Below are 26,531 nucleotides of genomic sequence, written 5' to 3'. Positions count from 1 at the left end.
TCCCGCTTACTTATTCTGCGGTCTCCTGACTGTAAGTCTCAAGGCTCAATTCGATGAGAGCTTTTCGATCTGCTCGAGCTGCGTCTTCAGGCCGCCGCTCGGCTCCATTTGAAGAAACTCGGTCAGGGGATCCGCTTCCTGACTCCGAAGGAGCTGATCGTGACGGCCTTTATAGCGGAGCCCCATGTGCCAGCCCGTGATGCCGGCACGATGGAACATGAGTTCGCCCTGCACTTCCTTCCTTTGAAGTCTGACAACGATGAAGACCTTCGAAAAACGTACGGCAAGGGAAGCCGCCAGGCGCTCGATCGCCGCGCCTTTTTCCCCGGTTTCGCCTTTCGCTTCTTCTGCGAGAAGGTGAACTGCCTCAACCCTGCCTTCCGTCATGGAGACTGCGGCGGAGAGCCGGAAACCGGTGAGGAAGCTGCGAAGACTCCTTAATGCCGCCTCGCCTTCCGCTGCCGGTACCTGAGGACGGAGTGCAAAAGTCCAGATCGTGTCGCGGACTTCCCCCGAAAGAAGCTTTTGTTTGAGCCCTTCAGCCCGAATGACGCGCTTCACCGCCTCCAGTAGCAAATCACCCGAAAGGTCCGGGGAATTCTTTTTCAAACCTTCGGCAACCGCCAGGAGGCTCTGGTAGAACGCTTCCCTTTCGGGAACCGGCTTTACCGACGACCGAAGAGATTCCGCTGCGCCCGATTCAAGCAGCATCCTCAGATACGTCGCGGCGATGACGCGCGCGACGGGCGGCTCGTCTCCGGCATCGAACGGTGTCGATTCCAGATGCGTCTCGATTTCCGGATGCGCCTCAGAAAGCGCCGAAAGAATCCCTGCCCAAACTCCTCGGATCTTAGGAAGCAGCGTCTTCATGCTGCCGGGCGTGCGGTGAGCCGCAATATCGTCCGGAAGGAGCCAGAGAAGCGCAAGAAGCTGATCGTCTTCCGGATGATTGTGTTCAGCTAAATCAGCCGTCGCCCTGAGCGCGACATCCAGCATAAGCACCTCTCCTCCCCGGGGTTTCCGGGGAAGGATCTTCACTGCCGAGGCGAGCGCCTCACTCAACGTGATTTGTGGGGCTCCGCCTTCGGAAAAAATCTGGTTCTGCATTTCCTTCTCACGAAACGTTTTTTCGAAGCCGCGTCACCCAAGCTCTGAAACGCCATTGGGAACCATTCAGCTTCCTTCTATGGTTATCGTAGAGAATGAAACGTCATATTATGTCGCTTCAGAAGGTCTCTACCTTCATCTCCATTTTGGAGAGCTTGTGCCAGGACGCAAGCTCGCGCTTCAAAGGCCACCAGTTGAAGAGAAGCTCTTCAACCGGCTTCCAGAGCGCCACCCAACCGATTACGAGAAGACCTTCGCGGAATGAACTCATGAGCGTATGGACCTCTTCGGGCGCGAGATAGGTTCTCAGGAGCGTGCAGGCAAGCATGAAGGCAAAGCCGAACCCGAACATCTTCCAGGCATCCTGGAAATGCTCATGAAGGCGCTCTGCGATTCTTTTCTCCCGTGCGAGGAAATAGCCCTTGAGCGTCAGGTCGACGCTCGTCCGCATGTAGGGCTCGACTTCGCGCAGCGCCTGTTCGGGGAGACGGACGATGAGCCGGAATTCACGGCAAGCTTTCTGGTGCTTGCGGATCGTGCTCGCAAAGAAATCGAGCACATCGCTGTCGAGCGCCACATATTCGCTCGGCACAGGTACGTCGGTATCAAAAAGCTGCTCGACATTCGTAAGAACGAGAATGATCGTGCAGACGCCGTCCTTGACTTCGGTTCTCGACCATTCCCGTGGTGCTAGAGCAATTTCTGCAGGTGGCGTCGCCGACATTTCCGCTCCTCCGGGGACTGTTGCCTGAGCAATGACAAATTGCTGCTCTTCCCTAGAAATTATGCGGGATTCCGGCTTGATTACGGTTGTCGCTAATCGAATTGGAAATGCGTACAATCGATGTGCATTTTTGTCCCGACGCAAATTTCCCGCGGAGTTTCCCCAGTTATGAATCTCGAAAAGGTTTCCTACCTCATTACTGCCATAGAGGCAGGAAGTTTTTCGCTCGCGGCAGAAAAGCTCGGCATGACGCAGTCGGGACTCAACCGGCAGATCACGTCGCTCGAAGATGAGCTTAAGACCACGCTCCTCCTTCGCGGCCGCAGAGGCGTCGTTCCCGCCAAGGGTGCGGAACCCGTCATTGCGCGTCTGAGGGAACTCCTTCTTGCGGAGAAGCGCGTTCACGAGGAAATCGCCGCCGTAAAAGGGCTCGTCATGGGCGAACTCACGATCGGGAGTTACTTCAGCATCTCAACGACGTGGCTGCCGCCCCTCCTCAAGCACTTCTCCGACGCCTATCCGGCCATTACCCTTTCCACCGTTGAAGGCACCGACCAGGAACTCGTCACGCGCCTGAAGGACGGCACCCTCGACTGCGCATTTCTCTCGCAGCATTCCTATGACGGAGACTTCTTCCCGCTGATGGAAACGGAGTTCGTCGCCTGGCTTCCGCCGGGGCATCCTCTCGCCAACCGCGACACGGTGACGGCAGAAGACATCACGAAAGAGCCCTTCATCTACCCGCGCGTGCACCACAACACCGACATCGACGATTTCTTCACGCGTCACAGAACGGCTCCCAAAACGCACCTCATCACGAACGACCCCTATTCCGCCTATGCCATGGTGAATGCGGGGCTCGGCGTTTCGGTCAACAACCGCCTTCAGAGCATCAACCTCAAGGGCAATGTGGTGCTGAAGCCCTTCTCGCCCCAGGAGCGCGTGACGCTCGGGATTGCGCTTCCCTCGCTCTCCACGGCGTCGCCCGCCCTCATGCGGCTCGTGGCAATGGCGAGAAGCATGGCCAAGGACTTTTCGACCGGTCCCTTTGCAGAGGCGCTGCCTTCGGCCTGAGGCCTGGGAAACACGCAGCCCCCAAACACAAAACGGCGCGGAACTCCATTGAATAGCGGAGCTTCGCGCCGTTTTCCCTTTCAGAAGCCTCTCCCCGTCAATCGCACTGCGGAGTCGGGGAGAGAAGCTTTCCTCAAGGCCCTATCAGCCGAGAATTTCCTTCACAGCGTTCGTCCAGACGGCGAGGCCCTGATCCAGCGCCTTTTCGTCGATGTCGAACTTCGAGGTGTGGTGGCCGGACGGACGGTTCGCGCCGATCACGAAGAGCGCAGCCTTGCCGCCGTGCGCCTGAACGCGGCGCGCGAGGATGGTGGCGTCTTCGGAGCCGCCGAAGTTCATCGGGTCCTTGCGGACGGTCATGCCTTCAACGGCTTCACCGGCCTTCGTGAGGACGTCGACGAGCTCTTCGTCGTTCGTGAGGTCGACGGCTTCGCCCATCTTCTCAATCTTGTATTCGCAGCCCTGGCTGATCGCGCAGCCCTTGATGATGGCAACCGCCGCGTCGTACATGTACTGATTGATGTCGCCCGTTTCGCCGCGGACTTCCATCTTCATGAGGGCATGGGACGGGATCACGTTACGGCCTTCGCCGGCGATGAGTTGGCCCACGTTGATGCGGGTCATGCCGGAACCGTGGCGGGCAATGCCGAGAAGCTGCACGAACGCGTTGCAGGCGGCGGCCATGGCGTTGCGGCCGGCATTGGGTTCGACGCCCGCGTGAGCCGGACGGCCCGTGTAGGTGACGTCAAGCTTCGTCGTGCAGAGGAAGCCGTAGGGCTTGACGGAGAGTTCGCCCGTCTTGCACATCATGGCGATGTGCGCGCCGAGGAAGTAGTCCGCATCGTCGACGATGCCGGAAGCGGCCATGCCGGCAGCGCCGCGCACGCCTTCTTCAGCCGGCTGGAAGAGAATCTTGAGCTTGCCCTTCATCTCGTCCTTGTGGTCGGCAAACCAGTGCGCGACGGCAAGACCCGTGGAGGTATGGGCGTCGTGGCCGCAGGCATGCATGAGGCCCGGACGGGTCGAGCAGAAGCCTTCCTTCGCGGGGATGTGGTCGGCATCCGTCGATTCGGTCACCGGCACGCAGTCGATGTCGAAGCGGATCGCGAGCGTGGGACCGGGGCGGCCCGTATCCATCACGCCGACGCAGCCCGTGAGGCCGTCCATTTCCTTCAGAAGCGCTTCGGAAACGCCGTTCTTGCGGGCATAGGCAAGGCCCGCATCGACCACCTTCTGGCTGCGGCCGAGGCAGTTGTCGGGGTTGATGACCTTCTTGCCCATCAGAACTTCATAGCCGAGCTTGCGCAGCTTCTCGACGATGTATGCGGTCGTCGTGAATTCGCTCCAGCCCTCTTCAGGCATGGTGTGAAGGTGACGACGGGTGCTGATGAGTTCGTCGTGATACTTGCAAAGGCAGGACATCCTTTTTGCTCCTTTTATATTTGACGCCGTTGATCGGGGTCAGGGAAATGTAGGCCCCCGGCGCGATCCCTCAAACGTAAGACCAAATCAAGCGGTGCTCTGCATGAATCGGGAACATGCAAAGGGAACCTGATCGGATCCGCCGATGAAGATCGCGCGAGGATCTGTTTTCATACCTCTACTATAGGCCGCATCCCGGCCTTATTGCGCAACATTTTTGACACGTTTATTCGTGCTGAAATAATCACGATTTGCGGCTTCTTCTCTTCCGAAAGCAAACGCATGCTCGTTTTCATGATGCACGTACCGACCGGATTTCTGCCTTTACAATTCGGGGCTCCATTTGCGTGTTGAAATCAGCACGCAGAAACATTCAAATTCGTCTCTATCAGGGATAGTTCCAATGCCGCAGCACCGATTTGATCTTGAAGTCTGGAAGCTTCTCTTTGAAGTGCTTCGAGAAGGCGCAATTTCGCGCGTTGCCATCCGGAACGCCATGGATCGCGCGCAGCTCTCGCGCATCATCGCCGGACTCGAGGAGGAAGTGGGCCGGCCGCTCCTTTCGCGCTCCGGCCGCCGCATCACGCCCACGCAGTTTGCGCTCGAAGCGCAGTCTTCTCTTGAGCCCCTCATCCGGCAGTTTGAAGACCGCCTCGGGAAATTGGCCCGGACTCAGGATTCGCTCTCCGGCAGCATCCGGCTCGGCTGCATGCCGGGCTTCATGCAGCATGAAATCGTTCCGATGCTCGTCGACTTTCAGAAGTTTTGTCCCGAAGTATCGTTCGACGTGAAGGTGGACGACTCGTCCGCGGGCTACATGACGGGGGACTGCGACGTCATGCTCTACTATGGTCCGGTGAGAAAAAAGTGGCTCGTCGAGCACTGGGTATCCCGATCGCTCTTCATTGCCTGCGCATCGCCCGAATATCTCCGCGAGCGGGGATCCCCGAAGAAACCCGCGGACCTCTCAACGCACTCCGGCATTCTCTTTACGGGCGACTGCCGAGAGCATCCGGCAATCCTCCAGCTCGGCCGCGACGAGGTCTCCTACCGCTTCAAATCCGAAATCCGCTTCAACAACATACTTTCCGCCAAGGCTGCCGCCATTGCAGGAGCGGGCATCATTCTCGATCTCCCGGCGCACCACTGCTTCGGAGACATCGTGAAGGGCGACCTGGTGCCGGTGCTAGACGGCTGGCATGTGCCCAACCTTGAAAACTACATCGGCACCACGACGGAAGCCGCGGGCTTGAAGCGCGTGCGCACCTTTGTCGACTGGTACATCGAACGCCGCCGGCAAATTGAGGGAGATCAGAATAAGCGCCTCCAGAAGGACTATCACGTGCTTATCTCCTGACCGTATTCAACGGCTTTCAGCCGATGCCACCCGCCTTCAGCTGCGGCCCGGGAGCCTCTCGTTGAAATGTCAAAGACGCGGTCTTCCCGGAGCTTCCTTGATCCCGGGCGTAATACCTCCATTCTGGGTCCCGCCGGAAATGGGCGGCTGCGCTATGTTTCACTGAAGAACACTTTTTCTCCGGATCATTCCCATGCAAAAACGCTCGCTTTTGAAGATCTTTGCGCTCGGCTGCTCCGCACTGAGCCTTGCCGCCTTCTCTACGATTTCAACCGCAGCAGACACGAAGCCCACCCTTGTCGCCGGCATGGATGCGGCCTACCCGCCCTTCGGGTCCCGCGATTCCGCGACCGGTCAATATGTCGGCTTCGACGTCGACGTGATCCGAGCGATCGGGAAAGCCGAAGGCTTCAATGTTGAAGTGCGCAACATTGCCTTCGACGGCCTCATTCCCGCCCTGAAGACCGGCAACATCGACATCGCGATCAACGACATCACGATTACGCCGGAGCGTGCGAAGAGCGTCGACTTCTCCGACCGCTACTACATTGCGGGCCTCGGCGTCGTCGTCAACATCGACAACACGACGATCCGCACCGCGAAAGACCTTGAAGGTAAGCTCCTCGCCGTCTCCATCGGCTCCACGGGCGAAGAAGCCGCGAGAAAGATTCCGAACGCCCGCGTCCGGGTCTTCAACCAATTGAACGAATGCTTCCTGGAGCTCAGAAACAAGGGCGTCGACGCCGTCATCAACGACATTCCGACGAACGACTACTACGCAGCGGTCGCAGGCAAAGGGCGCGTACTTTCGCTTCCTGTTGCGCTCACCGAAGAGAACCTCGGCATTGCCGTCAAAAAGGGGAATTCTGAGCTCCTCAAGCGCATCAATTCGGGCCTCAGCGCCATCAAGGCGTCGGGCGAATTCTCGAAGATCTACCAGAAGTGGTTCGGGAAAGAGCCGCCCGCAGCGCTTCTCTCGCATTGATCGCCTCTCCCAACAGCCCCGGTCAACCCGACGCTTAATCAGGATCGACCGATATAAGCACTTCTCTTTACCATCAGGCCGCTATCCCGGGCGGCTTCATCTGATAAGGTTACAGATACGAACGATAGAGGTGCGGTTGCGAGGCGCTTCGGATGAGCCGGCAGGCAGAGATCCCGAAGCGGGGCAAAACCGCCGAATCTGCGGCATTTCCCGGCAGGGACCGCAGATGGGTCCGCAGGAGAGACCTGCGGGACTGTCTGCCAATCGGTGGGATTTCTGCTTCATTTGAGACGAATGAAGCATCCCGGCAGTTGCGCTATCTTTCCGGTCAATCTGCGGCATTAAGCGCTCTGCCTGCTTTGCCGCTTTGCGCCAGAAAGGCTCTTGCAACCTTGCTGGCGCTTTTCTTTTTTTGGGCGCCTGCATTGGGAGCGGGGGTTTCAATTCCCAGCGCCGCTCTCCCCGGGCTTTTCCCTTCCTTCAGGCACAATAGCTCCCTCGCGGTCGTACCGGACCAGACCCTCAACCCTTCAGAGCGAAATTCATCATGTCCAGAATCCCCGTACGCGGCTCCCTCGTCGCCCTCGTGACACCCTTCCATGAAGACGGATCCGTCAACTTTGAAAAGTTGGGCGAACTCATCGACTTTCATCTTGAAAACGAAACCGATGCGCTCGTCATCCTCGGCACGACCGGCGAATCCTCCACCATGTCCCACGAAGAGGACAATGCCGTCTGCGAGTACACGGTGAAGCGCGTCGCGGGCCGCATTCCGGTAATCTGCGGGTCGGGCTCGAACGACACGCGCACGATGCTCGAGAAGTCGCTCTCGTTCGAGCGCCTGGGCGCCGACGGCCTCCTCATCATCACGCCCTACTACAACAAGGCGAACGAAGAAGGCATCTACCGCCACTTCGCGACCGTCGCAGATGCGGTGAAGATTCCCTGCATTCTCTACAACGTCCCCGGCCGCACGGGCTGCTCGATTTCGGAAGCAAACGTTGCCCGCCTCTCGAAGCACCCCAACATCATCGGCATCAAGGAAGCGAGCGGCAATATTTCCTATGCCGCCAAGATTGCCCGCTACCTCTCGGACGACTTCGTCATGTATTCGGGCAACGACGACATGATCGTTCCGATGCTTGCGCTCGGCGCGTCAGGCGTCATTTCGGTGCTCGCCAACGTCGCCCCGAGAGAAACCCACCGCATGGTGACGGACTTCCTCGAAGGGCGCGTGAAGGAAGCGCGCGACCTGCAGCTCAAGCTCCTCGAAGTCACGAACGACCTCTTCATTGAAGTCAACCCCATCCCGGTGAAGGAAGCCCTCAACCTGATGGGCAAGGACGTCGGCGGCTACCGTCTTCCCCTCTGCCCGATGACGGAAGCCCACCGCGAGACGCTCCGCCGCTCGATGGCGGCTGCGGGCCTGATCTGAGACCCAATCCACTCCGGTAACCATTGAAGGTTAAACCTATGAAAATCGCGCTCGTCGGCATGGGCCGAATGGGAAAAATGATTGCCTCCTGCGCCGAAGAGCGCGGCATTGAGGTCGCGGGCACGTTCCTCGGCGACAACATCGGCGACCTCGAAAAGCTCGGCAAAGTCGACGCTCTGATCGACTTCTCGTCCCCCGCAGCGCTCCATGCGGTTGCGGCCTACATCCGCCGCACGGGCGCGGCGCTTGTCTGCGGCACCACCGGCTACAGCGCCGAAGAGGCCGCCGAAATCCGCTCGCTCGCAGAATGCGCTCCCGTGATTCTCTCCGCCAACTATTCGGTGGGCGTGGCGGTCCTCAAGCATCTCTCGGCGGAAGCCGCGAAGCTCCTCGGCGACGACTTCGACATTGAAATCGTCGAAACCCATCACCGCATGAAGGCGGATGCCCCGAGCGGAACGGCGAAGCTCCTCCTTCGGGCGATTGATCCCGAGGGCAGGCGCCGCACGGTTTACGGCCGCGAAGGCATGATGAAGCGCGAAGGGAACGAAATCGGCGTCCACGCCGTAAGAGGCGGCACCGTCGCCGGCGTCCATACGGTTTCCTTCTTCGGTCCCGACGAAGAGCTCTCCCTCACCCACCGTGCGGAATCCCGCCGCATCTTCGCGCTCGGCGCCATCAAGGCGGGCGAACGGCTCAAGGACCGGGCGCCGGGCTGGTACACCATGGACGATCTCCTTTTCTCCTGAGATCCGGAACGGTCCGATCCGAACGAATTCAAACTTTCACGCAACTCCAATATCAACAGGAAACTTTATCCAAATGATGAACGCCCAGGAAATTATTCACTACATCGCCACGGCCGAAAAGAAGACGCCCGTGAAGATCACGATCCGCGAAAAGGCTCCGATCGACTACGGCACGGCCCAGGTCTTCGGCGCGGGCGACAAGGTGGTCTTCGGCGACTGGAAGGTTCTCGGTCCCATCCTTGAAGCCAATAAGGACAAGATCGACGACATGGTCATTGAAAACGACTGCCGCAATTCGGCCATTCCCCTTCTTGACCTCAAGAACATCAATGCACGCATCGAGCCGGGTGCGGTGATTCGCGACCAGGTCACGATCGGCGACGGCGCCGTCGTCATGATGGGCGCCATCATCAATATCGGCGCCGTGATCGGGGAAGGCACCATGATCGACATGGGCGTCGTCATGGGCGGCCGCGCGACCGTGGGCAAGCACTGCCACATCGGCGCAGGCGCCGTGCTCGCGGGCGTCGTTGAACCCGCTTCCGCGAAGCCCGTCATTATTGAAGACAACTGCTTCGTGGGCGCGAACGCCGTCGTGATCGAAGGCATCCACGTGGGCGAAGGCGCGGTCGTTGCCGCCGGCTCCGTCGTCATCAGCGACGTTCCCGCCGGCGCCGTCGTCGCCGGCGTCCCCGCCCGCATCATCAAGACGAAGAAGGATGAGCGCACGACCCAGAAGACCGTGCTCGAAGACGCCCTCCGCACCCTCTGATACGCATTCAGCCCCGATTGAATGCCGTCATTTCCGGCCCGGGGAAGCTTTCTCCGGGCCGGATCCGTATTCACCCCATTACTCTGCTTCCGCCTTTTTCAGCCATGCTCGAGCGTCTCACCCGCTACCGCCGCGATCTTCACCGCATCCCCGAACTCGACCTCGACCTTCCGGAAACGACTGCCTACATCCGCAGCGTGCTCGCGAACCTTCCCTGCGAAGTCTTCTCGCCCGAAGGCCATGCAGTCTGCGCCTATTTCGACTGCGGGAAACCGGAGACCGTGGCCTTCCGCTCCGATATGGATGCGCTTCCCATCTGCGAAGCCGTGGACTCAGACTTCAAATCCACGCATCCCGGGAAAATGCATGCCTGCGGTCACGACGGCCACATGGCGATAGCGCTCGGGCTCGCTGAGGTTGTAGCAGGTCTCAAATCGAAGCTCACGAAGAACGTTCTCATCGTCTTTCAGCCGGCTGAGGAAACCACCGGCGGCGCACGACTCATCTGCGAATCGGGGGTCTTTAAGGAAAAGAACGCGACCGCAATTTACGGGTTCCATCTCTGGCCGGACCTCCCGATGGGCGTCGTGGCGTCGCTTCCCGGTCCGCTTCTCGCGCAGTCGAACGAAATCACGGTCGACTTTACGGGGAAGAGCACGCACATTGCGAAGTCCGAGGACGGTGCGGATGCGCTTCTCGCCATGGCGCGCTTTGTTGTTGAAGCCGACAGGATGCTCTCGCGCCTCAAATCCGAAGTCGACCCTGCTTCCACTCTCAAATTCGGCCGCGTCACGGCGGGCACCGTGAGAAACGCCATTGCCGCCGCCGGACATCTCGAAGGGTCACTCCGCGTCTTCAGCAGCGAAGCCTTCAACTACGCGTGGGACCATCTCCACGAAATCGCCGACCGCATCAGCAAAGATCTTTCCGTCGGGATCCGCATCACGAAATCCGAGGGCTACCCACCCGTCATCAACGATCGGAAGCTCTTCGAAGATGCCGAAAAGCGCATTCCGGAACTGCAGAAGCTCCCGAAGCCCCTTCTCATTGCCGAAGACTTCGCCTTCTACCAGAAGGCGCTCCCCGGGCTCTTCATGCTCCTTGGCACAGGTACGGGAATTCCGCTTCATTCCGACCGCTTCAATTTTGACGAACGCGTGCTTGTGCGCGGGGTTGAGATTTATACGAAGCTCCTGCCGCTTCAATAAAGCGGCCGTCAAACGCGTCCGGAGCGGAAGTCTTCCGCCTCCGGGCGTTAGCTTTCGAAGCCGTCCTCCTCAAGCCATACCGATTCTGCAGAAGCGCCGCAGATCTTCGGCAAACACAATGCCGAAACGAACCAAATCGCGGCCCGGGAGGCTGCTTCCGTAATCGCGCTCACGTATTTGGGTCAGCGCCCGCTCAAGCGCCTTTTCGCCTTCTCCGGCATTCTTGACGTGCTTAACTTCGAAAACCACATCAAGCTGACGAAGAGAGATCTCGAGATCGCTCCGCCCACGCGGCGAGTGCGTTTCGATCTGAGTCTTCAGACCGCCGCCCAGACAGAAAATCTGCAGCAGCTGCCGAACGGCGCTTTCCGTTGTCAGGGTGAAGTTCTGATAGTCGAGGTGATGCACAATGGAATTGAGCACCGAAAGAACCTTTTGAGGATCTTTTTCGACAATCGCGCTGCAGAAAGCCGAGGTCAGCTCATTTCGTTCAAAGTCGGAAGGCCAGAACGTCGTTTTGAGGAGCATTCCCAGCGACTGCCTCACCTCTTCGTTGGGGAAGCCCAGAGCAATCATCCCGTCCGGCGAGGCATCCTTGATCGTCAGGTAGCCGGTATGCGCCAGAATCTGTGTATCATCCAAAGTCGCGACATGACTCGACGATCTCAATGACGCAATCGTGGTGTAGATCGGCCGATCGAACTTCGCCGGATCAAAAAGCTGATGCGTCCGGAAGTAGTTGCGCAGAAGTGTCGAGGTGCCGCTTCCGGATTGAAACCAGTAATTGTCGTAGCCTTCTTCCGGATACGAGAGGAAATTCAACACCGACCACGGCGCATAGACATGCGTTTTGCCGCTTGAGTCAAAGCAAAAGCCATCGTATTGAACCTTCAATCGCTTCAGCACGCTTTCAAATGCTTCGCCTCTCACGGCGGCGGCATGTTCGATCCAGGGAGCGAAGGAACTCTTCAACTCCGCCTCAGTGAATCCCAGCAGCCCGCCATAGAGCGTCATGAAGGAGATGTCCCGAATGTCATTGAAGTTCGAGAACAAAGCAGCCTGCGGGAACCGCATGATCCCGGTAATGAAGACAAAACGGAAGCGTCCGGAGTACGTTTTCAAAGCGCCGAAAAAGTTCGAAATCACATTCCGTATCTTTTCAAAGAGATCCGGTTGATGCAGTTTTTCCGTCAGCGGCGCATCGTATTCATCAACAAGCAGGACAATGGAGTCTTCCTTGAGGGAAGATAGAAACTTTTCCCAGCGCAGCACTGGGTCCAGACGCTCTGTTTTAGGAGCGTCAAAGCCCGCCTCTTCCATATTGAGCACCAAGCGGTCGTCCAAAGCCTGAAGGAATCCTTCAATACTGTCATTGCCCATTAGCCGAGAAAAATCGAGCTTAATGACCTTGTACGTCCGGTCTTCCCAGGTTCTCTCAATTTTGAGTCCCGCAAACTTCTCCACGCCATTGGCAAAAAGTTCCGAGAGCGTTGAGACCAGCAGCGATTTGCCGAAACGTCGTGGACGGGTCAGGAAAATGAGCTTCGACCTCGCAATCATCGATTGAAGCAAATCGGTTTTGTCGACGTAAAGGTAGTCCTTTGCCGGATTACGAAGATAGGAAAAATCGGAAACACCTAACGGCAGCTGCTGCATATCGGACAAGAGAAGTTCTGAGAAATTTGCGTTGGATCCAATCGTATCGTTTCTGCTGCGGCAAGTTCGCTTTCTTCCGCTTTCCGGTTCTCTGCAGCGTCCCCGAGGACGCAGAGCCTCATACTACTTGAATCTCCTGCCCTACCGCTTGCGGTTCCCTGGTCGGTCTGATGAAGAAATCCCGCACTTGATTTCGTCAGCATCTCTTCCCTATGAAAGCGTCAGATGCTTACTCTCGCCTGCATACTCCTGCGAGCGTTCCCGGGAAAGAGAACAAAAATTAATAAACAGCTTGAACGTTCACATGTGATTCTGTACCATAGATCACTACGTATCTATATAGTAAACAAGTAGTATTAATTAAAATACGGGTTAATACCAATTCTTTTGAAAACCATCACATTGATGGATTCAATCTGTAAACAGCGCTTCATAGACTATCCGGAAATCTAACGCGCAGGCTTTTTGCAGGCGCCAACGTTTAAAGCATTTTTGGAGCAATCATGGAGTCCATACTCCCGGTATTTGCGGGTCTCTTTCCGCTTGCGGTGATGACCCTGCTGATCCTCAAATATAAGGTACCCATCTACCTCTCGATCCTGATCACGCTCGTGATCGTTCTCGGGATCGCGGGCGGGTACCTCGGCACGCCCGTCGGAACGCTTGAAAGCAGCGTTTCCTACGGCGTCATCAAAGGCTTCTGGCCCATCGTCCTCGTCATCTTCGCGGCGATCTTCGCCTACAACGTGATGCTGCGCACCGGCGCCATCAGCGTGATTGAGAAGAGCCTCTCGGCGGTTACGGACGACCGCAGAATCCAGATTCTTCTCATCGCCTGGTGCTTCGGGGGGTTCCTCGAAGGAGCTGCGGGCTTCAGCGTTTCGGTCGCGATCCCCATGGGGATTCTCCTCGCGCTCGGGTTCGAACCCATGCGGGCGGCCGTGGCAACGCTCATCGCCGATACGGTCACCACCGCCTTCGGCGCGGCCGGGATCCCGATGATCATGCTCGCCGACCTGACGAACCTTTCCGTCACGGACCTCTCCTCGACGGTGATTCTTCAGCTCGCGGTCTTCAATTTCCTCCTTCCCGTCGCCATGGTCTCGATCGTCGGGGGCGGCCTCGGCGCGGTAAAGGGAATCCTCTCTCTTCTGATCGGGATCGGCATCACGACCACCATCCCGCAGTACCTGACGGCGCTCCTCCTCGGGCCGCAGCTTGTCGCCTTCGCGGGGAGCCTGACGAGCCTCGCCTATCTGCTTCTGTGGCTGCGGATCTTCGAGCACAAGACGCCCGGCGAACACCGCCGCTTCGGGAAGGAAAAGGAGTCGACCCATGAGCTCGGGTTCCTCCGTGCGGGAAGCATCTACCTCGTGATGTTCGTCCTCATTCTCGCCGCGAGCCCGCTTTTCCCGAAAATCGCGGGAGAACTCGCCGCCGTCGCGACGCCCATCCGCTTCACGCTCGATGACGGGCGCGTCCTCACAGCCAATATCGACTGGATTGCGACGCCGGGCGTCCTCATCCTGATCTCCACGATTCTGGGCGGCCTCATTCAGGGCGCCGGTCCCCGCATCATGGGCGAAGCCTTCGCGCGAACCGCGAAGCAGCTCGCCCCTGCCGGGGTCGCGATCTGCGGGATCGTCGCCATGGCAACCGTCATGGACGTGAGCGGCCTTATTGAAAAAACCGCCGAACCCCTGATCGAAGCCGCCGGCGACCGCTTCGCCTGGATTTCGCCCCTCTTCGGCATGCTCGGCACCTTCGTCACAGGAAGCGTCGTCAATTCGAACGTTCTCTTCGGAAAGCTCCAGCTCCTCGCCGCGCATGAGTCCGGCATGAGCTCCGTCTGGTTTGCCGCCGCCAATGCGGCGGGCGCCACCGTCGGGAAAATGGTTGCCCCGCAGAGCATCGCGATTGCCGCTTCAGCCTCGGCGGTGCTCGCCCAAAGCTCGTCGAAGATGCTTTCCGGGACGCTCCGCTACGCCGTCGCCGGCGCAGTGATTCTCGCCGCCGTTGCCGGTCTCTTTGCCTTCTAAGTTACTTCTTTCCCCATTCATAAGAAATCAACCAAGGATCCCCAAATGAAAGTCAATTTCTTCTGCACCTGCATCGGCGACGCGGTGAAGTCCCGCGCTGCCGCCGCTTCAGTTCTCCTTCTTGAAAAGCTCGGCTGCGAAGTCGTTTTCCCGAAGCGCCAGAGCTGCTGCGGTCAGCCCGCCATCAACAGCGGCTGGATTCGCGAGGCACTCCCCGGCATGAAGAACAACATCATTACCTTTGAGGAGAACGACTATCCCATCGTTTCGCCCGCTGGTTCCTGCACCTACACGGTGAAGACCTACGCCAAGTATTTCCGGGAATTTCTCCCCGAGGAGCCCGAATGGGCCGAGCGCGCGGAGAAGGTTGCCTCCCGCATCCACGACCTCACGGGCTTCATCGTGAATGAGCTCGGCGTCACCGATGTCGGCGCACGTTTGCCAGGGCGCGCGGTCTACCACCCGTCCTGCTCTCTCTTCAGAAAGCTCGGCATCCGCGAGGAGCCCCTTAAGCTTCTTCAGAACGTAAAGGACCTCGAGCTTCTGCCCTTCCCCGGCCAGGAAATCTGCTGCGGCTTCGGCGGCACCTTCGCTGTCAAGATGTCCGAAATCTCGGGCGCTCTCGTCTCGGAAAAGGTCGAAAACATGCAGACCCAGTATCCGGACTTCGTGATCGGAGCGGATTCGAGCTGCCTCCTCAACATCGGCGGCCGCATCGCGCGCGAAAAGCTCCCCATCCGCGTCATGCACATTGCTGAAGTGCTCATGTCCCGCTGATCCCCAATTTTCCCCAATGAGTCCCAAAATGAATTCCACTGAAACTCACCACGAAGTTGACAAGCGCCCCCTCGTCGTCAACGTTGCGAACCCCGACGACTGCGTCGTCACGAACCGTCTGCCGCTCCACGAACGGCTCGACCGTCAGACGCGCGATCAGGTGATGCGCGCGGCAGTAGCCAAGGCCCAGGACCTCATCGGCAGGAACCGCCAGAAGATGGTCGACGACCTCGAGGACTGGGAAGGCTGGAGAGCGCGTGCGGAACAAATCCGCCAGGACGTGCTTGAAAACATCGACGCCTACCTCTACAAGCTCTCAGAAGAGATCGACAAACGCGGCGGCAATGTCTTCTTCGCGCGCACGAAGGAAGAGGCAACCGACTACATCCTCTCCGTCATCAAGGCGAAGAACGCGAAGAAAGTCGTGAAGTCGAAGTCCATGGTGACCGAGGAGATCGGCCTCAATCATGTGCTCGAAGGCGCCGGCGTCTCGGTTCTTGAAACCGACCTCGGCGAATACCTTCTGCAGCTCGCGAAGGACCCGCCCTCTCACGTCGTGGTACCGGCCATTCACCGCGACCGCCGTCAGATCCAGGAAACGCTCAGAAAGACCATGGGCTACACGGGCTCAGACACCCCGGAAGACATGACGCTCTTTGTGAGAAAAACCCTCCGCCCGGAATTCTTCGCCGCTTACGTCGGCATCTCGGGCTGCAACTTTGCCGTGGCCGAATCGGGCTCCATGGCTTTGGTGTCGAACGAAGGCAACGCCCGCCTCTGCACGACGCTCCCCAAGACCCACATTGCCGTGATGGGCATGGAGCGCCTCGCGCCCTCGTTCGCCGAAGTCGACGTCCTCATCACCATGCTCGCGCGAAGCGCCGTGGGTCAGAGGCTCACGGGCTACAACACGTGGCTCACGCCTCCGAAGCGTTCGGGCGAATTGGATGGCCCCGAGGAATTCCACCTCGTCATCATCGACAACGGGCGCTCGGATATTCTCGCCTCGCAGTTCAGCCCGATTCTCCAGTGCATCCGCTGCGGCGCCTGCATGAATACGTGTCCCTGCTACCGCGAGGTGGGCGGACACGGGTACGGCTCGATCTACCCGGGGCCTTTGGGCGCTGTTCTCACGCCCTTGATCGGCGGTTACGAAAAGTTCCGCGATCTCCCGCAGGTCTGCACGCTCTGCACGGCGTGCGACTCGGTCTGCCCGGTCAAGATCCCGCTCTCGGGCCTCATTCGCCGCCACCGCATTGCGGAAGTGGAAATGGGCATTCGTCCGACGGGCGAAAAACTCGCCATGAAGGGCTTCGGCGTCGCGAACGGCTCGCCCTGGCTCTGGAACCTCACGATGAAGGCGGGCGCCCCCGCGATGAAGCTTGGCATCCATAACGGCCGCGCCCCGATTGAGCCCAGCGTCATCAAGGCCTGGACCAACATGCGCGACCTGCCCGAAGGCGACGGCGAAAGCTTCCGCACCTGGTTTGCCGAACACGAAAAGAGCCTCGAAAACAAGAAGAATCAGAAATAAGGAAATGAAAAATGATCAAGAACCGTGAAGCCTTTCTCGGCGCACTTGCCGCCAAACTCGGCCGCCCCGTGAGAACGGAGCCGATCCCCTCCGCGAAGCCCGTGAACGATTACGCGCTCACGCGCTTTGCCGACCGCTCGCCCGATGAACTTTTGAAGATGTTCTTTGAGATCTCGGGGTCGGTCAATCTCGCCGACTGCCGCCTCACGACCGCTGCCGGAGCCGCCCGGGCCGTGAAGGACATTGCCGCCGAACTTGGGGACGGCGAAGTGCTCCTTTCGGCCGAAAAAGCGTTGAAGGACCTCGGCGTCACGACGGAAGCGATCGGCCCCAACGCCTGGGAATGGGGAAGCGTTGAAGGGAGAAAAAATGCTGAGCGCGCCTCCACCTCACGCACGGGCGTCGTCTGGGCGGAAAATGCGCTCGCTGAATCGGGCACGATGGTGCTCTTTTCCTCCGTTGAGAACGGGCGTTCGGTGAGCCTCCTCCCGCAGAACACGATCTTCGTCGTCAAAAAGAGCGCGATTCTCCCGCGCCTCGGGATGCTCTCGAAGAAGCTCCATGACCGCTTTGCAGCAGGTACGCCCATGCCTTCCTGCATCAACCTCGTAGGGGGACCAAGCTCGACGGCGGACATTGAGCTCGTCAAGGTGGTGGGCGTCCACGGTCCCCTGAAGGCCGTCTACCTCGTGATTGAAGATCTTTAATTTGAACCTTTGAATAAACTGCCTTCGGCAGCCCCCTGGTGCGCCGGCTTCGTCCTTCGGGAAAAGCCGGCGCCCGTCGTTTATAGACGACAATAAAATGAGATTTTCTCCGGAGAGCCCTCAGCTGCGGCGCACGTCTCTTTTCCAGGAAATCTTTAATGAAGAAATAACGCTCGAGAGAAAACCGACCAGCGAAATCAACCCGGCAAGGACGGAAAATAGAATTTCCGCCGCGCGCAAGCCAAGCCGGATCGATGCGTAAATGCTCTCCGTGGCGATGGCCTTCAGGTGCCGCATGTCCCGGAGGAACGTCTTCGCGGGGACGCGTTCCAACTTCGTCACCGCGTCGGGCCCGAAGCGCGCAACGGCCTTCACTTCCGCAGCCCCGCGCTTTTCCGACACCCGCACGAAGTCGGGTCCCAGCGTTCTGAGCGCAGCGGCCGCATTTTCGCCGAAAGGCTCCGCCGCCCGGATCACGCGAGGAATGTCGGCAAGATGCTCGCTTCGTGCGAGCACCTCGAGGCCCGCCCGGGCACCTTCCTTTTCCGCAAAGCGCGCGAGGTCTCCGAGCGGCGCAAGTTTGGCGAGCACCCTGAGAGATGCTTCGGAGGATTCTTTCATCCCGGCTTTGGTCCCTGCCTTCGACGCACTTTTTGCGGCGTCGGCAAGCACTGCACCGGCTTCTTCAAAGAGCTTCACCGGCACCCGCTTAGAGCGCTTTGCCGCCTTGAGTGCTGAGAGTCCCGCCTTGACGGTGCCCGAAGCGCCCGCCTGAGGCCCGAAGGACAGCGCCGTGATTCCGATGCCCGCACCCGCAAGCGCGGCAATGAGGACGTCGACCTCTTCGTTCGAGAGCCAGTGCGACGCCTCGCGGACAAGATCCCGGACGTCGCCGTAGAGTGTGAAATCTGCGGCCACGCCCGCCGCCCTGCCGTAGTCTTCCTCGCTTTCACCGAGGAAGAAGCCCTTCGCAACTTCGCCCGCCTGATAGGAAAGCTCCGAGCGCTTTTCGCGGGCGAGCGCAAGATTCTCCGCGACCCGGCGGGCTTGCCGGTCGTCCGCAGACACGCCGGGAAGCGAGAGCCAGAAGGCGGCGTATTCCTCGGCGTCGGCAAAGCGCCCTTCGTCGATGAGCTCGCCCGAATACCGAACGGGATCCACGACCCGTACATCTGCAAGGTAGTCGATGCGGTCGAAGATGATCCAGTCGATCGAAAAGGCGCCTGCGGCAAGCGTCGCCGCCAATGCTGCGAGCGTGAGGCCGTTCTTCAGCAAACGAAATGCTCCGGAAGAGTTTTATCTCCAGCCATTCTAAAAACAAAGCGGAGTCATCTCTCAGGAAGCTCCGCTTTGAATTCTGCTCTTTTCGAAAAAAATTAATTCCCTTCGAAGAGAATCGCCCCGGCGAGAAGGTCCTCAGGCACCGCAAGATCAATCGCCTTTGCCGCCCTGAGGTTGATGGTCGGCTGCTTCACATCCTGCGTTTCAATCTTCATTTCAGCGGGCTTCCTCTTGCCTTCGAGAATGTCCGCGCCCATGTCGGCCGCCTGGCGGCCGAGCTTGTAGTAGTCGACGGTCATGGCCGCGGTGCAGCCTGCGGCAACGCTCCCGAGGTCCCCTGCAACGGTCGGAAGCTTTGCAGGAACCGTGGTCTTGAGAATCACGGCCATGCCGGAAACCACAACGTTGTCGGTCGGGAAGACGAAGCCGTCGACCTTGTTCTTCATCGTCTGCACGGCCTGCTGAATGTCGACCACGCCCGATACCGTCGCTTCGATAAGTTCAACGCCGCGCTCCTTTGCGGCCGCGCGCAGCAGATCCATCTGCACGACGGAATTGATTTCACCCGCGTTGTAAATCGAACCCACGCGCTTCTTTCCGCCTGTGAGCTTCAAAAGGAGATCAAGCTGCGCGGCAACCGGTCCGATATTGGAGACGCCCGTCACGTTCCCGCCCGGACGGTCGTCCGACTTCACGACCTTTGCCGCCGAATAGCTCGTCACTGCCGCACCCACAATCGGAATCTTCCGGGTCGTTCTCGCCATGCTCTGAACGGCCGGCGTTGCAACAGCAAAGATGAGGGACGAATCTTCAGAGACGAACCGGTCGCCGATGTTCTTCAAGGTCGACTGGTCGCCGTGCGCGTTCTGAAGGTCAAAATGCGCTTTTTCGCCATCCTTCCATCCGCGCTCCGCCATGCCGTCCACGAGGCCGCGCACGGTGTCGTTGAGCGCTTCATGGTCAACAATCTGCACGACGCCGATATTGACCGGAGCATCCGCAGCAGCTGCCGTCTCAACCATTCCCGCATTGAAGCCAAAGCCGAAAAGCGCCGCGGAAAAAAGAATCGCAAGACGGGAACGGGTTTTCAAAAGGCGGCCTTGAGAGACGGCTTCGGACATTTTTTCTTCTCCTTTGAGAGTTCGAAAGCGAACGGCAATAAAAAAGTGACGAGATAGAGAAAATAAGGGCGCCGAATCATTTCTTTAATGACCGGCGCCCTCACCAATTACTTTCTGAGCGGGATGATCCGCATCAGGCCTTCACGGGACGCGCAGCCTTCCAGATGAGGCCGATCACGAAGCCCACGGCAGCGAACGGGATCCAGCCCAGACCCTGAGCGTGGAAGGGAACCCAGGTGCGGAGCACTTCCTCGAGCGCATCCATCTTGACGCCGGCCGTTTCAAGGCCGTTCACGAACGCCATCACGAGGGTGAAGCCCATCGTCCAGGCATAAACGCACTGGCGGCCGCCGAAGAACTTGTGAAGGAAGATGAGCGCAATCAGCGCAACGCAGGGCGGATAGATGAACATCAGCACCGGGATGGTCGAGACGATGATCGTCTTGAGGCCGAAGAGGCCGATCAGGTACGAGATGATCGTGAAGAGGCCGACCCAGGTGACGTAGGTGAGCTTGCCCGTGAGTTCAAGGAAGAAGGCCGCGCAGCAGGTGAGCAGACCCACCGCCGTCGTGAGGCAGGCGAGAAGCACGATCACGGCGAGGAGCATCGCGCCCGCGTTCCCGAAGAAGATCTTGGCGCTTTCGGCGAGCACCGGCGCGCCCGTTTCCTGCATGCCGATCGCGGAAACGCTCTCGGCGCCGATCTTCGCGATGAACATGTAGACGATCGCAAGGAGGAGGCCGGCGAGGATGCCCGACTTGCAGACCTGCGAGCTCACAACCTTCGGGTCCTTGAAGCCGATTTCGCGAACCGACCCGATGACGAGCGTGGCGAAGACGAGGGACGCAATGGCGTCCAACGTGTTGTAGCCGTCAAGGACGCCCTGAACAGCCGCGCCGATCGGATCGGTGTAGGGACCGGTCGCCGCCTGGAAGTCGCCCATCGGGGAAACGAAGGACATGATGATGAGGACGGCAAGCGTCACGAGAAGCGCAGGCGTCAGGAACTTGCCGATGCGGTCGACGAGCTTCGAGGGCGACGAGGAAAGCCAGAAGGCAATGCCGAGGAAGACCGCGAGGAAGACGGGGAGCGCAAAGCTCGAGGGGTCGCCCCCGAGGAAGGGACGCACGGCAATTTCAAAGGACACCGTGCCCGTACGGGGAATGGCAAAGCAGGGGCCGATCGCCATGTAGCAGATCACTGTGTAGAAAAGGCCGTAGAGCGGATGAACGCGGCTCGCCACTTCGCGCAGGTCGTGGCAGCCCGAATAGCCGACAGCGACAATGCCGAGAAGCGGAAGGCCCACGCCCGTAATGCAGAAGCCGAGAAGCGCCCAGTAAACATTTGCGCCTGCCGTCTGCCCCATGGCTGCCGGGAAAATCAGGTTGCCGGCGCCAAAAAAGAGTGCAAACAGCATCGAGCCGATGGCGATGTAGCGTGTGCTGTTGTTTTCCATGTCTGGATTGTCCTGTTGTAGTTGTTGTGCTTGAAAGAAAATCGTGATGAGTAAAGGGCTTCCTCACCCTCTATCATGAAAGATGAGGAAGCCCTCGGCGCGCGACCTGTCTGCGTACGTTTTTTTGGTAACGTTTCTGACGCTTGCCGTCAAAAAATTGCAGCGGAACTTTCGCACCCTATATTGCTCTGTTCGCTGGCTTGAACGCTGGTGACTAGGCGTGTGGAAAAATGAGCGTAGCTTCCGGGTGGTTGCTGCGTCTACCTGTTTCTCCAACATCTTCGTGGTTGCCAGGGCTTCCTCGAACCCCAATCATTTCTTAATGGAGGGGCTATGAGTAAGTCTAACCGTACCGATACGCCATTGCGAGCTGCCCGTGCGCAGATGTTAACGGTCAGCGTAAACGAGACTGTTTAGCCAACGACTTTGAGACGTGATACGCCAAGGATTTGAGACCATATACCGTATCTGACCGGGACGATATACCAACATCCTGTTGGCCTGGATACCTCCGCTACCACGAGACCCATTACCACTGAGACCCGATACCTCCGTAAAGAGAGATGGATTACCACAGGGATTGAGACTGCAAACCGCTCTGAATGAGACGGCATACCACTCTTGGTCAGCTTTACCTCTGCACTGAGACTACTTGCCCCAGCGGCAGAACTGCATACAAATGAATGGGACCCGATGCCATGACGAAATGAGATGAGATACCACAGCAATAAGACAGGATACCTCTGCATGAGACTACTGAATATGCTGAATATCGACAATGGTATTTCCTCTTAACATAATGTATTCCTTGGATATTAAGTCGAAATCCCTTCGGCTTAATTACCAAGGAGACTGCTATGTCGAAACAAGCAAGAAAGTCTCGGGGCCCTTCTGTTGTTGAGTCCGAAATCCCTCGGCTGACACCTCAGGAAATTTTTGAAGGCTACGAAAGGCATCTCTATAGCGTTGAGGATGCCAAGACATTGATGCAGATGCCTCGCAGCACGTTTATGCGGCATCTCAAGAACTGGCGAGAGACAGGTCGGCTGCCCTCACATACCGGTCAAGGGAATCGTGTTCCGGCCAATAAGCTCGATCCGCAGATCAGAGCGAGGATCATCGAGTTTGCAACAGGCAAATATGAGGGCTTCCAGGCAACCCTCCTGCATAAGTATTTGCTCATTGAGGGTATTGAGGTCTCCGTTGAAACGGTACGACGAATCCTGACAACACTTCGTCCGGAAGAAACTCCAAAGGAGCGCAGGTCGACCGCGCATAAGCTGCGCCGCCGCAGATCGAGCGTTGGGGAACTGATTCAAATTGACGGCAGTCCGCATCCATGGTTCGAGGGAACCGGAGACGATAACAGCTACGCGCTTCTCATCTTTGTCGATGACGCAACAAGCCGCATCATGGTCGCCGGCTTCTATCCAACAGAAACATCTGAAGGATATCTTCAGTTGCTGAATAAGTACATTGAAAAATATGGGATTCCATGGGCTCTGTACAGCGACAGACATTCCATCTTTGCCCCAGTAAATCCCTCGAAGAGCGGAAAATCCGAGGAAACACAATTTCAAAGAGTCTGTCGGGAGTTGGGGGTAACGGGGATACGGGCTAATTCGCCAGAAGCCAAAGGGCGGGTCGAGCGAACATTCAGCACGCTGCAGGGACGATGGCCAAAAGAGTTCCGTGTGCTGGGCATCAGAAATATGGCGGAAGCAAATTCACGAATGCCGGAATTGCTGGCGAGCTATAACCAAGAATTCGCAATTGCTCCCGCTGACTCTAAGGATAGCCACGCGCCGCTGCTGGAGGAAACGAAAGAACGCATTGAGCAGATCTTTGCCAGATGGCATACACGTATGATCAGCAGGAACCTGACGGTGTCCTACGGCAGCAAGACACTGCAGATTGTCGGGGTGGGCCGCTCCATGAGGGGAGCAATGATGAAGACTGAGTGCAATCTGCTGGAGTATGCCGATGGGCGGGTGGAAATCCTCTGGTGCGACGAGGTTGAACATCGCAAGCGGATCACCAAAGAGGGGCCGAGAATCCGAAAACGCTACCACGTGCTCGAATTCACGGAACACGACAGAACGAAATTGAAAATGTCAGTCGCAACACCGGAAGAAACGGCCAAGACACTGAATCACCGCGTTGATGAAGTGGGGCGTCAAAAGAAAGGAGACTCAGAAACGACGCAAAAGAGCCCCTGGCACGAAATGCAAAGGAGATCGGCTCTGAAAGCGATGGCGAAACGGGAGGAACTGAACCGAAAGATCGAAGAAGCGAAAGCAATCAATGCTCGTATTGCAGCAGCCAAGGAAAAGTTGAAGCCCAAGAGATAACTCAACGGTTGAAGCACCGTTGAGATGGTGGGTCGTTAAGGCGAATGCACCGCGCGCTGCGCTTGGATGCATCCGCCTTAACTAAATGATATCTCAGGGATTTCTGTCAAGCGACTTTCGCGGCATAAAGCTTCGCGCGTCTGAAGGCCGCGCTCGTTTATTCCACGTTCGCTTGACAGAGCTTGCCTCAGTGCCCGTAGGCTAAATGCCGGTACCGCCGCCAGGTGCCGAAGTGGAGCGCTCGGCCAGCACAATGCCCGCAAACCAATCCGCGAGCTCGCGCGTTACCAGAAAAGCCGCTGTGTAGCTTTTCGCCTCCTTGAAAAGATCAGCGCTGTTGTGAAACTCTTGCCGATTGCTGGTGTCACCCAGAGGGGCAGAAAAAGTCTCATTATCGCTGTGGGTTAGCAGTCTCATTTTTGCTGCCCGTTAACAAATAAAGGCGATTCCTTTACAGTGAAGATTCAAAAACATATAATGCCCTTATTCAGGATACATTCAACTGCAAAGCGGGTTCTTTGCACGATTAATTGTTTGCCTGAAACGTGAAAACCCCCATCCGCATCGTTCTTTTCTGAAGAGCTGATGAACAATTATTTTTAGAGAGCATTTCCCATGGATTTCGCCCAGTTCGAAAAAGAAATCAGCGACCTTGACGGCCTTCGTCAGGAAATTCGCGACCGTGAAGCCCGCCTTCACGATGAAGCCGTTGAAAACATTCAGAACCTCATTGATCAGCTGAAGATCAAGTCCACCGAGCTTCGCTTCGCCGATCAGCCTTCCACCAAGAAGGGCGGCGTGATCCGCCCGGTCAACCCGGTTGCCCCGAAGTACCGCAACCCGGAGTCGGGCGAGACCGGGGTCCGGCCGCGGCCGCACCCCGGTCTGGATGACGCAGGCGATTGAACAGGGATCGAAGAAGGAAGACTTCCTGATCTGATTCAGGTTCTTCAGCCCATTCAAAAAAAAGCCATGATTTCGAAATCCGAATCATGGCTTTTTTGTCGTTTAAATCTGGAAAACGGGCGCAATAAGCGCCCGATATTCCACCATTATTTGGCTTCGCTGCTCACGGCAGACTTCGCTCCCGCCATTTCCTCAACCCGGATGGGAACGAGCGCATCACGAAGAACAATTTCGAGACGGTTATATGGAATCTCAATATTTTCTTCCTGGAAGCGCCGGTATACAGCAAGACCAATTTCGGTCTTAATCGCGCTTGATCCGTTTACCGGATCCGCGAGCCAGAAGCCGAGCTTGAGATTAATTCCGGAATCGGCATAACTGTCGACATAAGCCCAGCCTTTTCTGCCCTTCACGATGCGGGGACGCTCCCTCGAGGCTTCCTCGAGCATGATCTGAAGCGCTCTTTCCACGTCCGCACCGTAGGCGACGGAAATATCGACGTACTGGATGACGGCGCCGTCCGAATAGGAAAGATTCTGCACGGCCGTGGTGACGAAGGTTTCATTCGGCACAATGTTTTCAATGCCGTCGGCGCTGCGCACCACCGTAAAGCGGGTATTGATTTCCGTCACCTTGCCCCGGAAGGTTCCCACCTGCACGAGGTCGCCGATCTTGATCGATTTGTCGAGCAGGATGATGAACCCTGAAATGTAGTTGGACGCGATTTTCTGCAGACCGAAGCCGAGACCAACGCCGAGCGCGCCGCCGAAGACCGAGAGAATCGTGAGGTCGATGCCGACGGTGCCGAGACCAATGATGACGGCCAGCACCATCAGAAGGATGCTGAAGACGCGGGTGAGTACAACCTTCTGATTGGCGGACAAGCTCTCCGCGCCGTCAATGAACTGCGCGACTATTGTGGAGAGCCAGTTGGCGACGCCGAGCGTAAGGAGCACCGAGAAGGCCGCGATGAGGAGCTTCCAGAGCGTCATGTCGCCCTTGCCGATCGGGATTTTGGTCGCGTCGAGAATATTGACGAGTTCTCCCAGAACGCCGAAGAACTGCAGCACCGCCAGGCACCAGAAAATCGTCGAAACCGACTTTCTCAGGCTCGGCGTGATGATGTGCTTTCCGACCGTTGCCTGCAGGAAGCAGATGACGATCGAAAGGAGCGAATACGCATAGAAAAGGTTGTAGAAAATCCGGCAGATGACGAGCGAATTGGCCGGGTAGTCCGCAACGGCTACCATGACGTAGGCCGAGAGCGCGATCACCGAGCCCGCAATGAAGCCGAAAGAGACGTTCTCAAGGAGTCCGATCCCGAGATGCTTCAGATTAACAATGACGCCTTTTTCCTCAGACTTAGGCCGCCAGCGCTCGACAAACTTTCTGAAGCGCTTCGAGAGAAAGTTCCCTAAGACGAAGGCGAGGATGACGACGAGAATCTGCGCTAAAACATTTTCCCAGGTGAGATGGGCAAAAAGACGCTCAAAAAAATCCACGAACCAGTGCGATGTATCCGCAATGGCGTCGGCAGCAGAAGCGACGCCCGCCGTGCCGAAGTCATCGGCTTCGAGGGGGGCATTGGCGAGCGCATCAGCAGTCTGAGAGGGTTCCGGCATAAATCAAAAAAGAATCAAGAAAGAAAAATCGGCCGCACCTGCTTTGCCTGAAGTGCGGGCATTCCCGGGCGCTTTCGGGGCGTGGCTCAGGCGTCTTTCCCAAAAAGAAAATAGCCGCGCAGATTGTATTGGGATTTATTCCGCTGCGAGCGTTTTTTGGGGAAAGGATTTATTCCCAAACGCCGATTCGAAACTGCCGCCGCAGACTCGCGTCTCAGGGATCCCGCGATAAGAAGGCTTCCCTGCGC

23 protein-coding genes and 1 riboswitch are annotated in these 26,531 nt (G+C 57.8%); of the genes, 14 read left to right on the top strand and 9 right to left on the bottom strand.

Annotation, left to right across the window (positions count from 1 at the left end):
- Nucleotides 1-45 precede the first annotated feature (45 nt).
- Both FG381_RS00790 and FG381_RS00785 read right to left on the bottom strand, forming a co-directional pair.
- A complete protein-coding gene (locus tag FG381_RS00790) occupies nt 46-1,107 on the bottom strand; it encodes a hypothetical protein (protein ID WP_139687080.1) in 1,062 nt (353 codons plus the stop codon).
- Nucleotides 1,108-1,225: 118 nt separating this feature from the next.
- A complete protein-coding gene (locus FG381_RS00785; RefSeq protein WP_139687079.1) occupies nt 1,226-1,831 on the bottom strand; it encodes a hypothetical protein in 606 nt (201 codons plus the stop codon).
- A gap of 168 nt (nt 1,832-1,999) precedes the next feature.
- Here FG381_RS00785 and FG381_RS00780 point away from each other — a divergent pair, with 168 nt between their 5' ends.
- The gene (locus FG381_RS00780) at nt 2,000-2,905 is read left to right on the top strand and encodes a LysR family transcriptional regulator (protein ID WP_139687078.1); all 906 of its coding nucleotides are present in this window, start codon (nt 2,000-2,002) and stop codon (nt 2,903-2,905) included.
- 144 nt (nt 2,906-3,049) lie between these two features.
- Here the strand turns inward: FG381_RS00780 and FG381_RS00775 are convergent, their stop codons facing one another.
- A complete protein-coding gene (locus FG381_RS00775) occupies nt 3,050-4,327 on the bottom strand; it encodes an amidohydrolase (RefSeq protein WP_139687077.1) in 1,278 nt (425 codons plus the stop codon).
- 403 nt (nt 4,328-4,730) lie between these two features.
- On the opposite strand from FG381_RS00775, the gene FG381_RS00770 reads away from it, so the two are divergent.
- From FG381_RS00770 to FG381_RS00745, 6 genes are all read left to right on the top strand, one after another.
- Nucleotides 4,731-5,684 (top strand): LysR family transcriptional regulator, encoded by a 954-nt coding sequence (locus FG381_RS00770; RefSeq protein WP_139687076.1) that lies wholly within the window; start codon nt 4,731-4,733, stop codon nt 5,682-5,684.
- 193 nt (nt 5,685-5,877) lie between these two features.
- Nucleotides 5,878-6,669 (top strand): basic amino acid ABC transporter substrate-binding protein, encoded by a 792-nt coding sequence (locus FG381_RS00765; protein WP_139687075.1) that lies wholly within the window; start codon nt 5,878-5,880, stop codon nt 6,667-6,669.
- Between the two features lie 117 nt (nt 6,670-6,786).
- Nucleotides 6,787-6,995, top strand: a riboswitch (Lysine riboswitch).
- 221 nt (nt 6,996-7,216) lie between these two features.
- Nucleotides 7,217-8,104 (top strand): 4-hydroxy-tetrahydrodipicolinate synthase, encoded by an 888-nt coding sequence (gene dapA / locus FG381_RS00760; protein ID WP_139687074.1) that lies wholly within the window; start codon nt 7,217-7,219, stop codon nt 8,102-8,104.
- Between the two features lie 38 nt (nt 8,105-8,142).
- Nucleotides 8,143-8,853, top strand: a complete 711-nt coding sequence (gene dapB, locus FG381_RS00755) for a 4-hydroxy-tetrahydrodipicolinate reductase (protein ID WP_139687073.1) — start codon at nt 8,143-8,145, stop codon at nt 8,851-8,853.
- Nucleotides 8,854-8,926: 73 nt separating this feature from the next.
- A complete protein-coding gene (dapD, locus tag FG381_RS00750; protein ID WP_226960323.1) occupies nt 8,927-9,625 on the top strand; it encodes a 2,3,4,5-tetrahydropyridine-2,6-dicarboxylate N-acetyltransferase in 699 nt (232 codons plus the stop codon).
- A gap of 104 nt (nt 9,626-9,729) precedes the next feature.
- Nucleotides 9,730-10,833: an amidohydrolase gene (locus tag FG381_RS00745; RefSeq protein ID WP_139687072.1), complete on the top strand. Its 1,104-nt coding sequence runs from the start codon at nt 9,730-9,732 to the stop codon at nt 10,831-10,833.
- Between the two features lie 69 nt (nt 10,834-10,902).
- On the opposite strand, the gene FG381_RS00740 is transcribed toward FG381_RS00745, so the two are convergent.
- A complete protein-coding gene (locus FG381_RS00740) occupies nt 10,903-12,489 on the bottom strand; it encodes an AAA family ATPase (protein ID WP_226960325.1) in 1,587 nt (528 codons plus the stop codon).
- 503 nt (nt 12,490-12,992) lie between these two features.
- On the opposite strand from FG381_RS00740, the gene FG381_RS00735 reads away from it, so the two are divergent.
- Genes FG381_RS00735 through FG381_RS00720 form a run of 4 tightly spaced genes read left to right on the top strand, consistent with a single transcriptional unit; the run spans nt 12,993 to nt 17,546 of the window.
- Nucleotides 12,993-14,528: an L-lactate permease gene (locus FG381_RS00735; RefSeq protein ID WP_139687070.1), complete on the top strand. Its 1,536-nt coding sequence runs from the start codon at nt 12,993-12,995 to the stop codon at nt 14,526-14,528.
- Nucleotides 14,529-14,573: 45 nt separating this feature from the next.
- Entirely contained in the window at nt 14,574-15,305 is a 732-nt protein-coding gene (locus FG381_RS00730) for a (Fe-S)-binding protein (RefSeq protein ID WP_139687069.1), read from the top strand.
- Nucleotides 15,306-15,333: 28 nt separating this feature from the next.
- Nucleotides 15,334-16,839: a LutB/LldF family L-lactate oxidation iron-sulfur protein gene (locus FG381_RS00725; protein WP_139687068.1), complete on the top strand. Its 1,506-nt coding sequence runs from the start codon at nt 15,334-15,336 to the stop codon at nt 16,837-16,839.
- 11 nt (nt 16,840-16,850) lie between these two features.
- On the top strand, nt 16,851-17,546 hold the full coding sequence (locus tag FG381_RS00720; protein ID WP_226960324.1) for a LutC/YkgG family protein: 696 nt from the start codon (nt 16,851-16,853) through the stop codon (nt 17,544-17,546).
- Between the two features lie 120 nt (nt 17,547-17,666).
- On the opposite strand, the gene FG381_RS00715 is transcribed toward FG381_RS00720, so the two are convergent.
- The 3 genes from FG381_RS00715 to brnQ all read right to left on the bottom strand — a co-directional run bounded on the left by FG381_RS00715 (nt 17,667) and on the right by brnQ (nt 21,404).
- Nucleotides 17,667-18,821, bottom strand: a complete 1,155-nt coding sequence (locus FG381_RS00715) for a hypothetical protein (RefSeq protein WP_139687067.1) — start codon at nt 18,819-18,821, stop codon at nt 17,667-17,669.
- Nucleotides 18,822-18,922: 101 nt separating this feature from the next.
- Nucleotides 18,923-19,948 carry an ABC transporter substrate-binding protein gene (locus FG381_RS00710; RefSeq protein WP_139687066.1) on the bottom strand — a complete coding sequence of 342 codons (1,026 nt, stop codon included), beginning with the start codon at nt 19,946-19,948 and terminating at the stop codon, nt 18,923-18,925.
- 133 nt (nt 19,949-20,081) lie between these two features.
- On the bottom strand, nt 20,082-21,404 hold the full coding sequence (gene brnQ / locus FG381_RS00705; RefSeq protein ID WP_139687065.1) for a branched-chain amino acid transport system II carrier protein: 1,323 nt from the start codon (nt 21,402-21,404) through the stop codon (nt 20,082-20,084).
- An 857-nt stretch (nt 21,405-22,261) separates the two neighbouring features.
- On the opposite strand from brnQ, the gene FG381_RS00700 reads away from it, so the two are divergent.
- Nucleotides 22,262-23,755, top strand: coding sequence for an ISNCY family transposase (locus FG381_RS00700; protein WP_139687003.1), 1,494 nt, complete (start codon nt 22,262-22,264; stop codon nt 23,753-23,755).
- A gap of 201 nt (nt 23,756-23,956) precedes the next feature.
- Here the strand turns inward: FG381_RS00700 and FG381_RS00695 are convergent, their stop codons facing one another.
- Nucleotides 23,957-24,172, bottom strand: a complete 216-nt coding sequence (locus tag FG381_RS00695) for a hypothetical protein (protein ID WP_139687002.1) — start codon at nt 24,170-24,172, stop codon at nt 23,957-23,959.
- Between the two features lie 198 nt (nt 24,173-24,370).
- Between FG381_RS00695 and FG381_RS00690 the strand changes: the two genes are divergently transcribed.
- Both FG381_RS00690 and FG381_RS12905 read left to right on the top strand, forming a co-directional pair.
- A complete protein-coding gene (locus tag FG381_RS00690; protein ID WP_139687064.1) occupies nt 24,371-24,661 on the top strand; it encodes an H-NS family nucleoid-associated regulatory protein in 291 nt (96 codons plus the stop codon).
- Nucleotides 24,645-24,695, top strand: coding sequence for a hypothetical protein (locus tag FG381_RS12905; RefSeq protein WP_407703354.1), 51 nt, complete (start codon nt 24,645-24,647; stop codon nt 24,693-24,695). Before FG381_RS00690 ends, FG381_RS12905 begins: the two co-directional genes overlap by 17 nt.
- Nucleotides 24,696-24,807: 112 nt before the next feature.
- On the opposite strand, the gene FG381_RS00685 is transcribed toward FG381_RS12905, so the two are convergent.
- Nucleotides 24,808-26,283, bottom strand: a complete 1,476-nt coding sequence (locus FG381_RS00685; protein WP_139687063.1) for a mechanosensitive ion channel family protein — start codon at nt 26,281-26,283, stop codon at nt 24,808-24,810.
- Nucleotides 26,284-26,531: the final 248 nt, after the last annotated feature.

Source organism: Sutterella faecalis (genome assembly GCF_006337085.1).
GTDB lineage: Bacteria > Pseudomonadota > Gammaproteobacteria > Burkholderiales > Burkholderiaceae_F > Sutterella > Sutterella faecalis.
This window is presented reverse-complemented; position numbering and strand designations above follow the sequence as displayed.

Coding starts and splice junctions, on each gene's coding strand:
- FG381_RS00790 (WP_139687080.1), bottom strand. CDS start 1,107: ATGCAGAACCAGATTTTTTCCGAAGGCGGAGCCCCACAAATCACGTTG.
- FG381_RS00785 (WP_139687079.1), bottom strand. CDS start 1,831: ATGTCGGCGACGCCACCTGCAGAAATTGCTCTAGCACCACGGGAATGG.
- FG381_RS00780 (WP_139687078.1), top strand. CDS start 2,000: ATGAATCTCGAAAAGGTTTCCTACCTCATTACTGCCATAGAGGCAGGA.
- FG381_RS00775 (WP_139687077.1), bottom strand. CDS start 4,327: ATGTCCTGCCTTTGCAAGTATCACGACGAACTCATCAGCACCCGTCGT.
- FG381_RS00770 (WP_139687076.1), top strand. CDS start 4,731: ATGCCGCAGCACCGATTTGATCTTGAAGTCTGGAAGCTTCTCTTTGAA.
- FG381_RS00765 (WP_139687075.1), top strand. CDS start 5,878: ATGCAAAAACGCTCGCTTTTGAAGATCTTTGCGCTCGGCTGCTCCGCA.
- dapA (WP_139687074.1), top strand. CDS start 7,217: ATGTCCAGAATCCCCGTACGCGGCTCCCTCGTCGCCCTCGTGACACCC.
- dapB (WP_139687073.1), top strand. CDS start 8,143: ATGAAAATCGCGCTCGTCGGCATGGGCCGAATGGGAAAAATGATTGCC.
- dapD (WP_226960323.1), top strand. CDS start 8,927: ATGATGAACGCCCAGGAAATTATTCACTACATCGCCACGGCCGAAAAG.
- FG381_RS00745 (WP_139687072.1), top strand. CDS start 9,730: ATGCTCGAGCGTCTCACCCGCTACCGCCGCGATCTTCACCGCATCCCC.
- FG381_RS00740 (WP_226960325.1), bottom strand. CDS start 12,489: ATGCAGCAGCTGCCGTTAGGTGTTTCCGATTTTTCCTATCTTCGTAAT.
- FG381_RS00735 (WP_139687070.1), top strand. CDS start 12,993: ATGGAGTCCATACTCCCGGTATTTGCGGGTCTCTTTCCGCTTGCGGTG.
- FG381_RS00730 (WP_139687069.1), top strand. CDS start 14,574: ATGAAAGTCAATTTCTTCTGCACCTGCATCGGCGACGCGGTGAAGTCC.
- FG381_RS00725 (WP_139687068.1), top strand. CDS start 15,334: ATGAATTCCACTGAAACTCACCACGAAGTTGACAAGCGCCCCCTCGTC.
- FG381_RS00720 (WP_226960324.1), top strand. CDS start 16,851: ATGATCAAGAACCGTGAAGCCTTTCTCGGCGCACTTGCCGCCAAACTC.
- FG381_RS00710 (WP_139687066.1), bottom strand. CDS start 19,948: ATGTCCGAAGCCGTCTCTCAAGGCCGCCTTTTGAAAACCCGTTCCCGT.
- brnQ (WP_139687065.1), bottom strand. CDS start 21,404: ATGGAAAACAACAGCACACGCTACATCGCCATCGGCTCGATGCTGTTT.
- FG381_RS00700 (WP_139687003.1), top strand. CDS start 22,262: ATGTCGAAACAAGCAAGAAAGTCTCGGGGCCCTTCTGTTGTTGAGTCC.
- FG381_RS00695 (WP_139687002.1), bottom strand. CDS start 24,172: ATGAGACTGCTAACCCACAGCGATAATGAGACTTTTTCTGCCCCTCTG.
- FG381_RS00690 (WP_139687064.1), top strand. CDS start 24,371: ATGGATTTCGCCCAGTTCGAAAAAGAAATCAGCGACCTTGACGGCCTT.
- FG381_RS00685 (WP_139687063.1), bottom strand. CDS start 26,283: ATGCCGGAACCCTCTCAGACTGCTGATGCGCTCGCCAATGCCCCCCTC.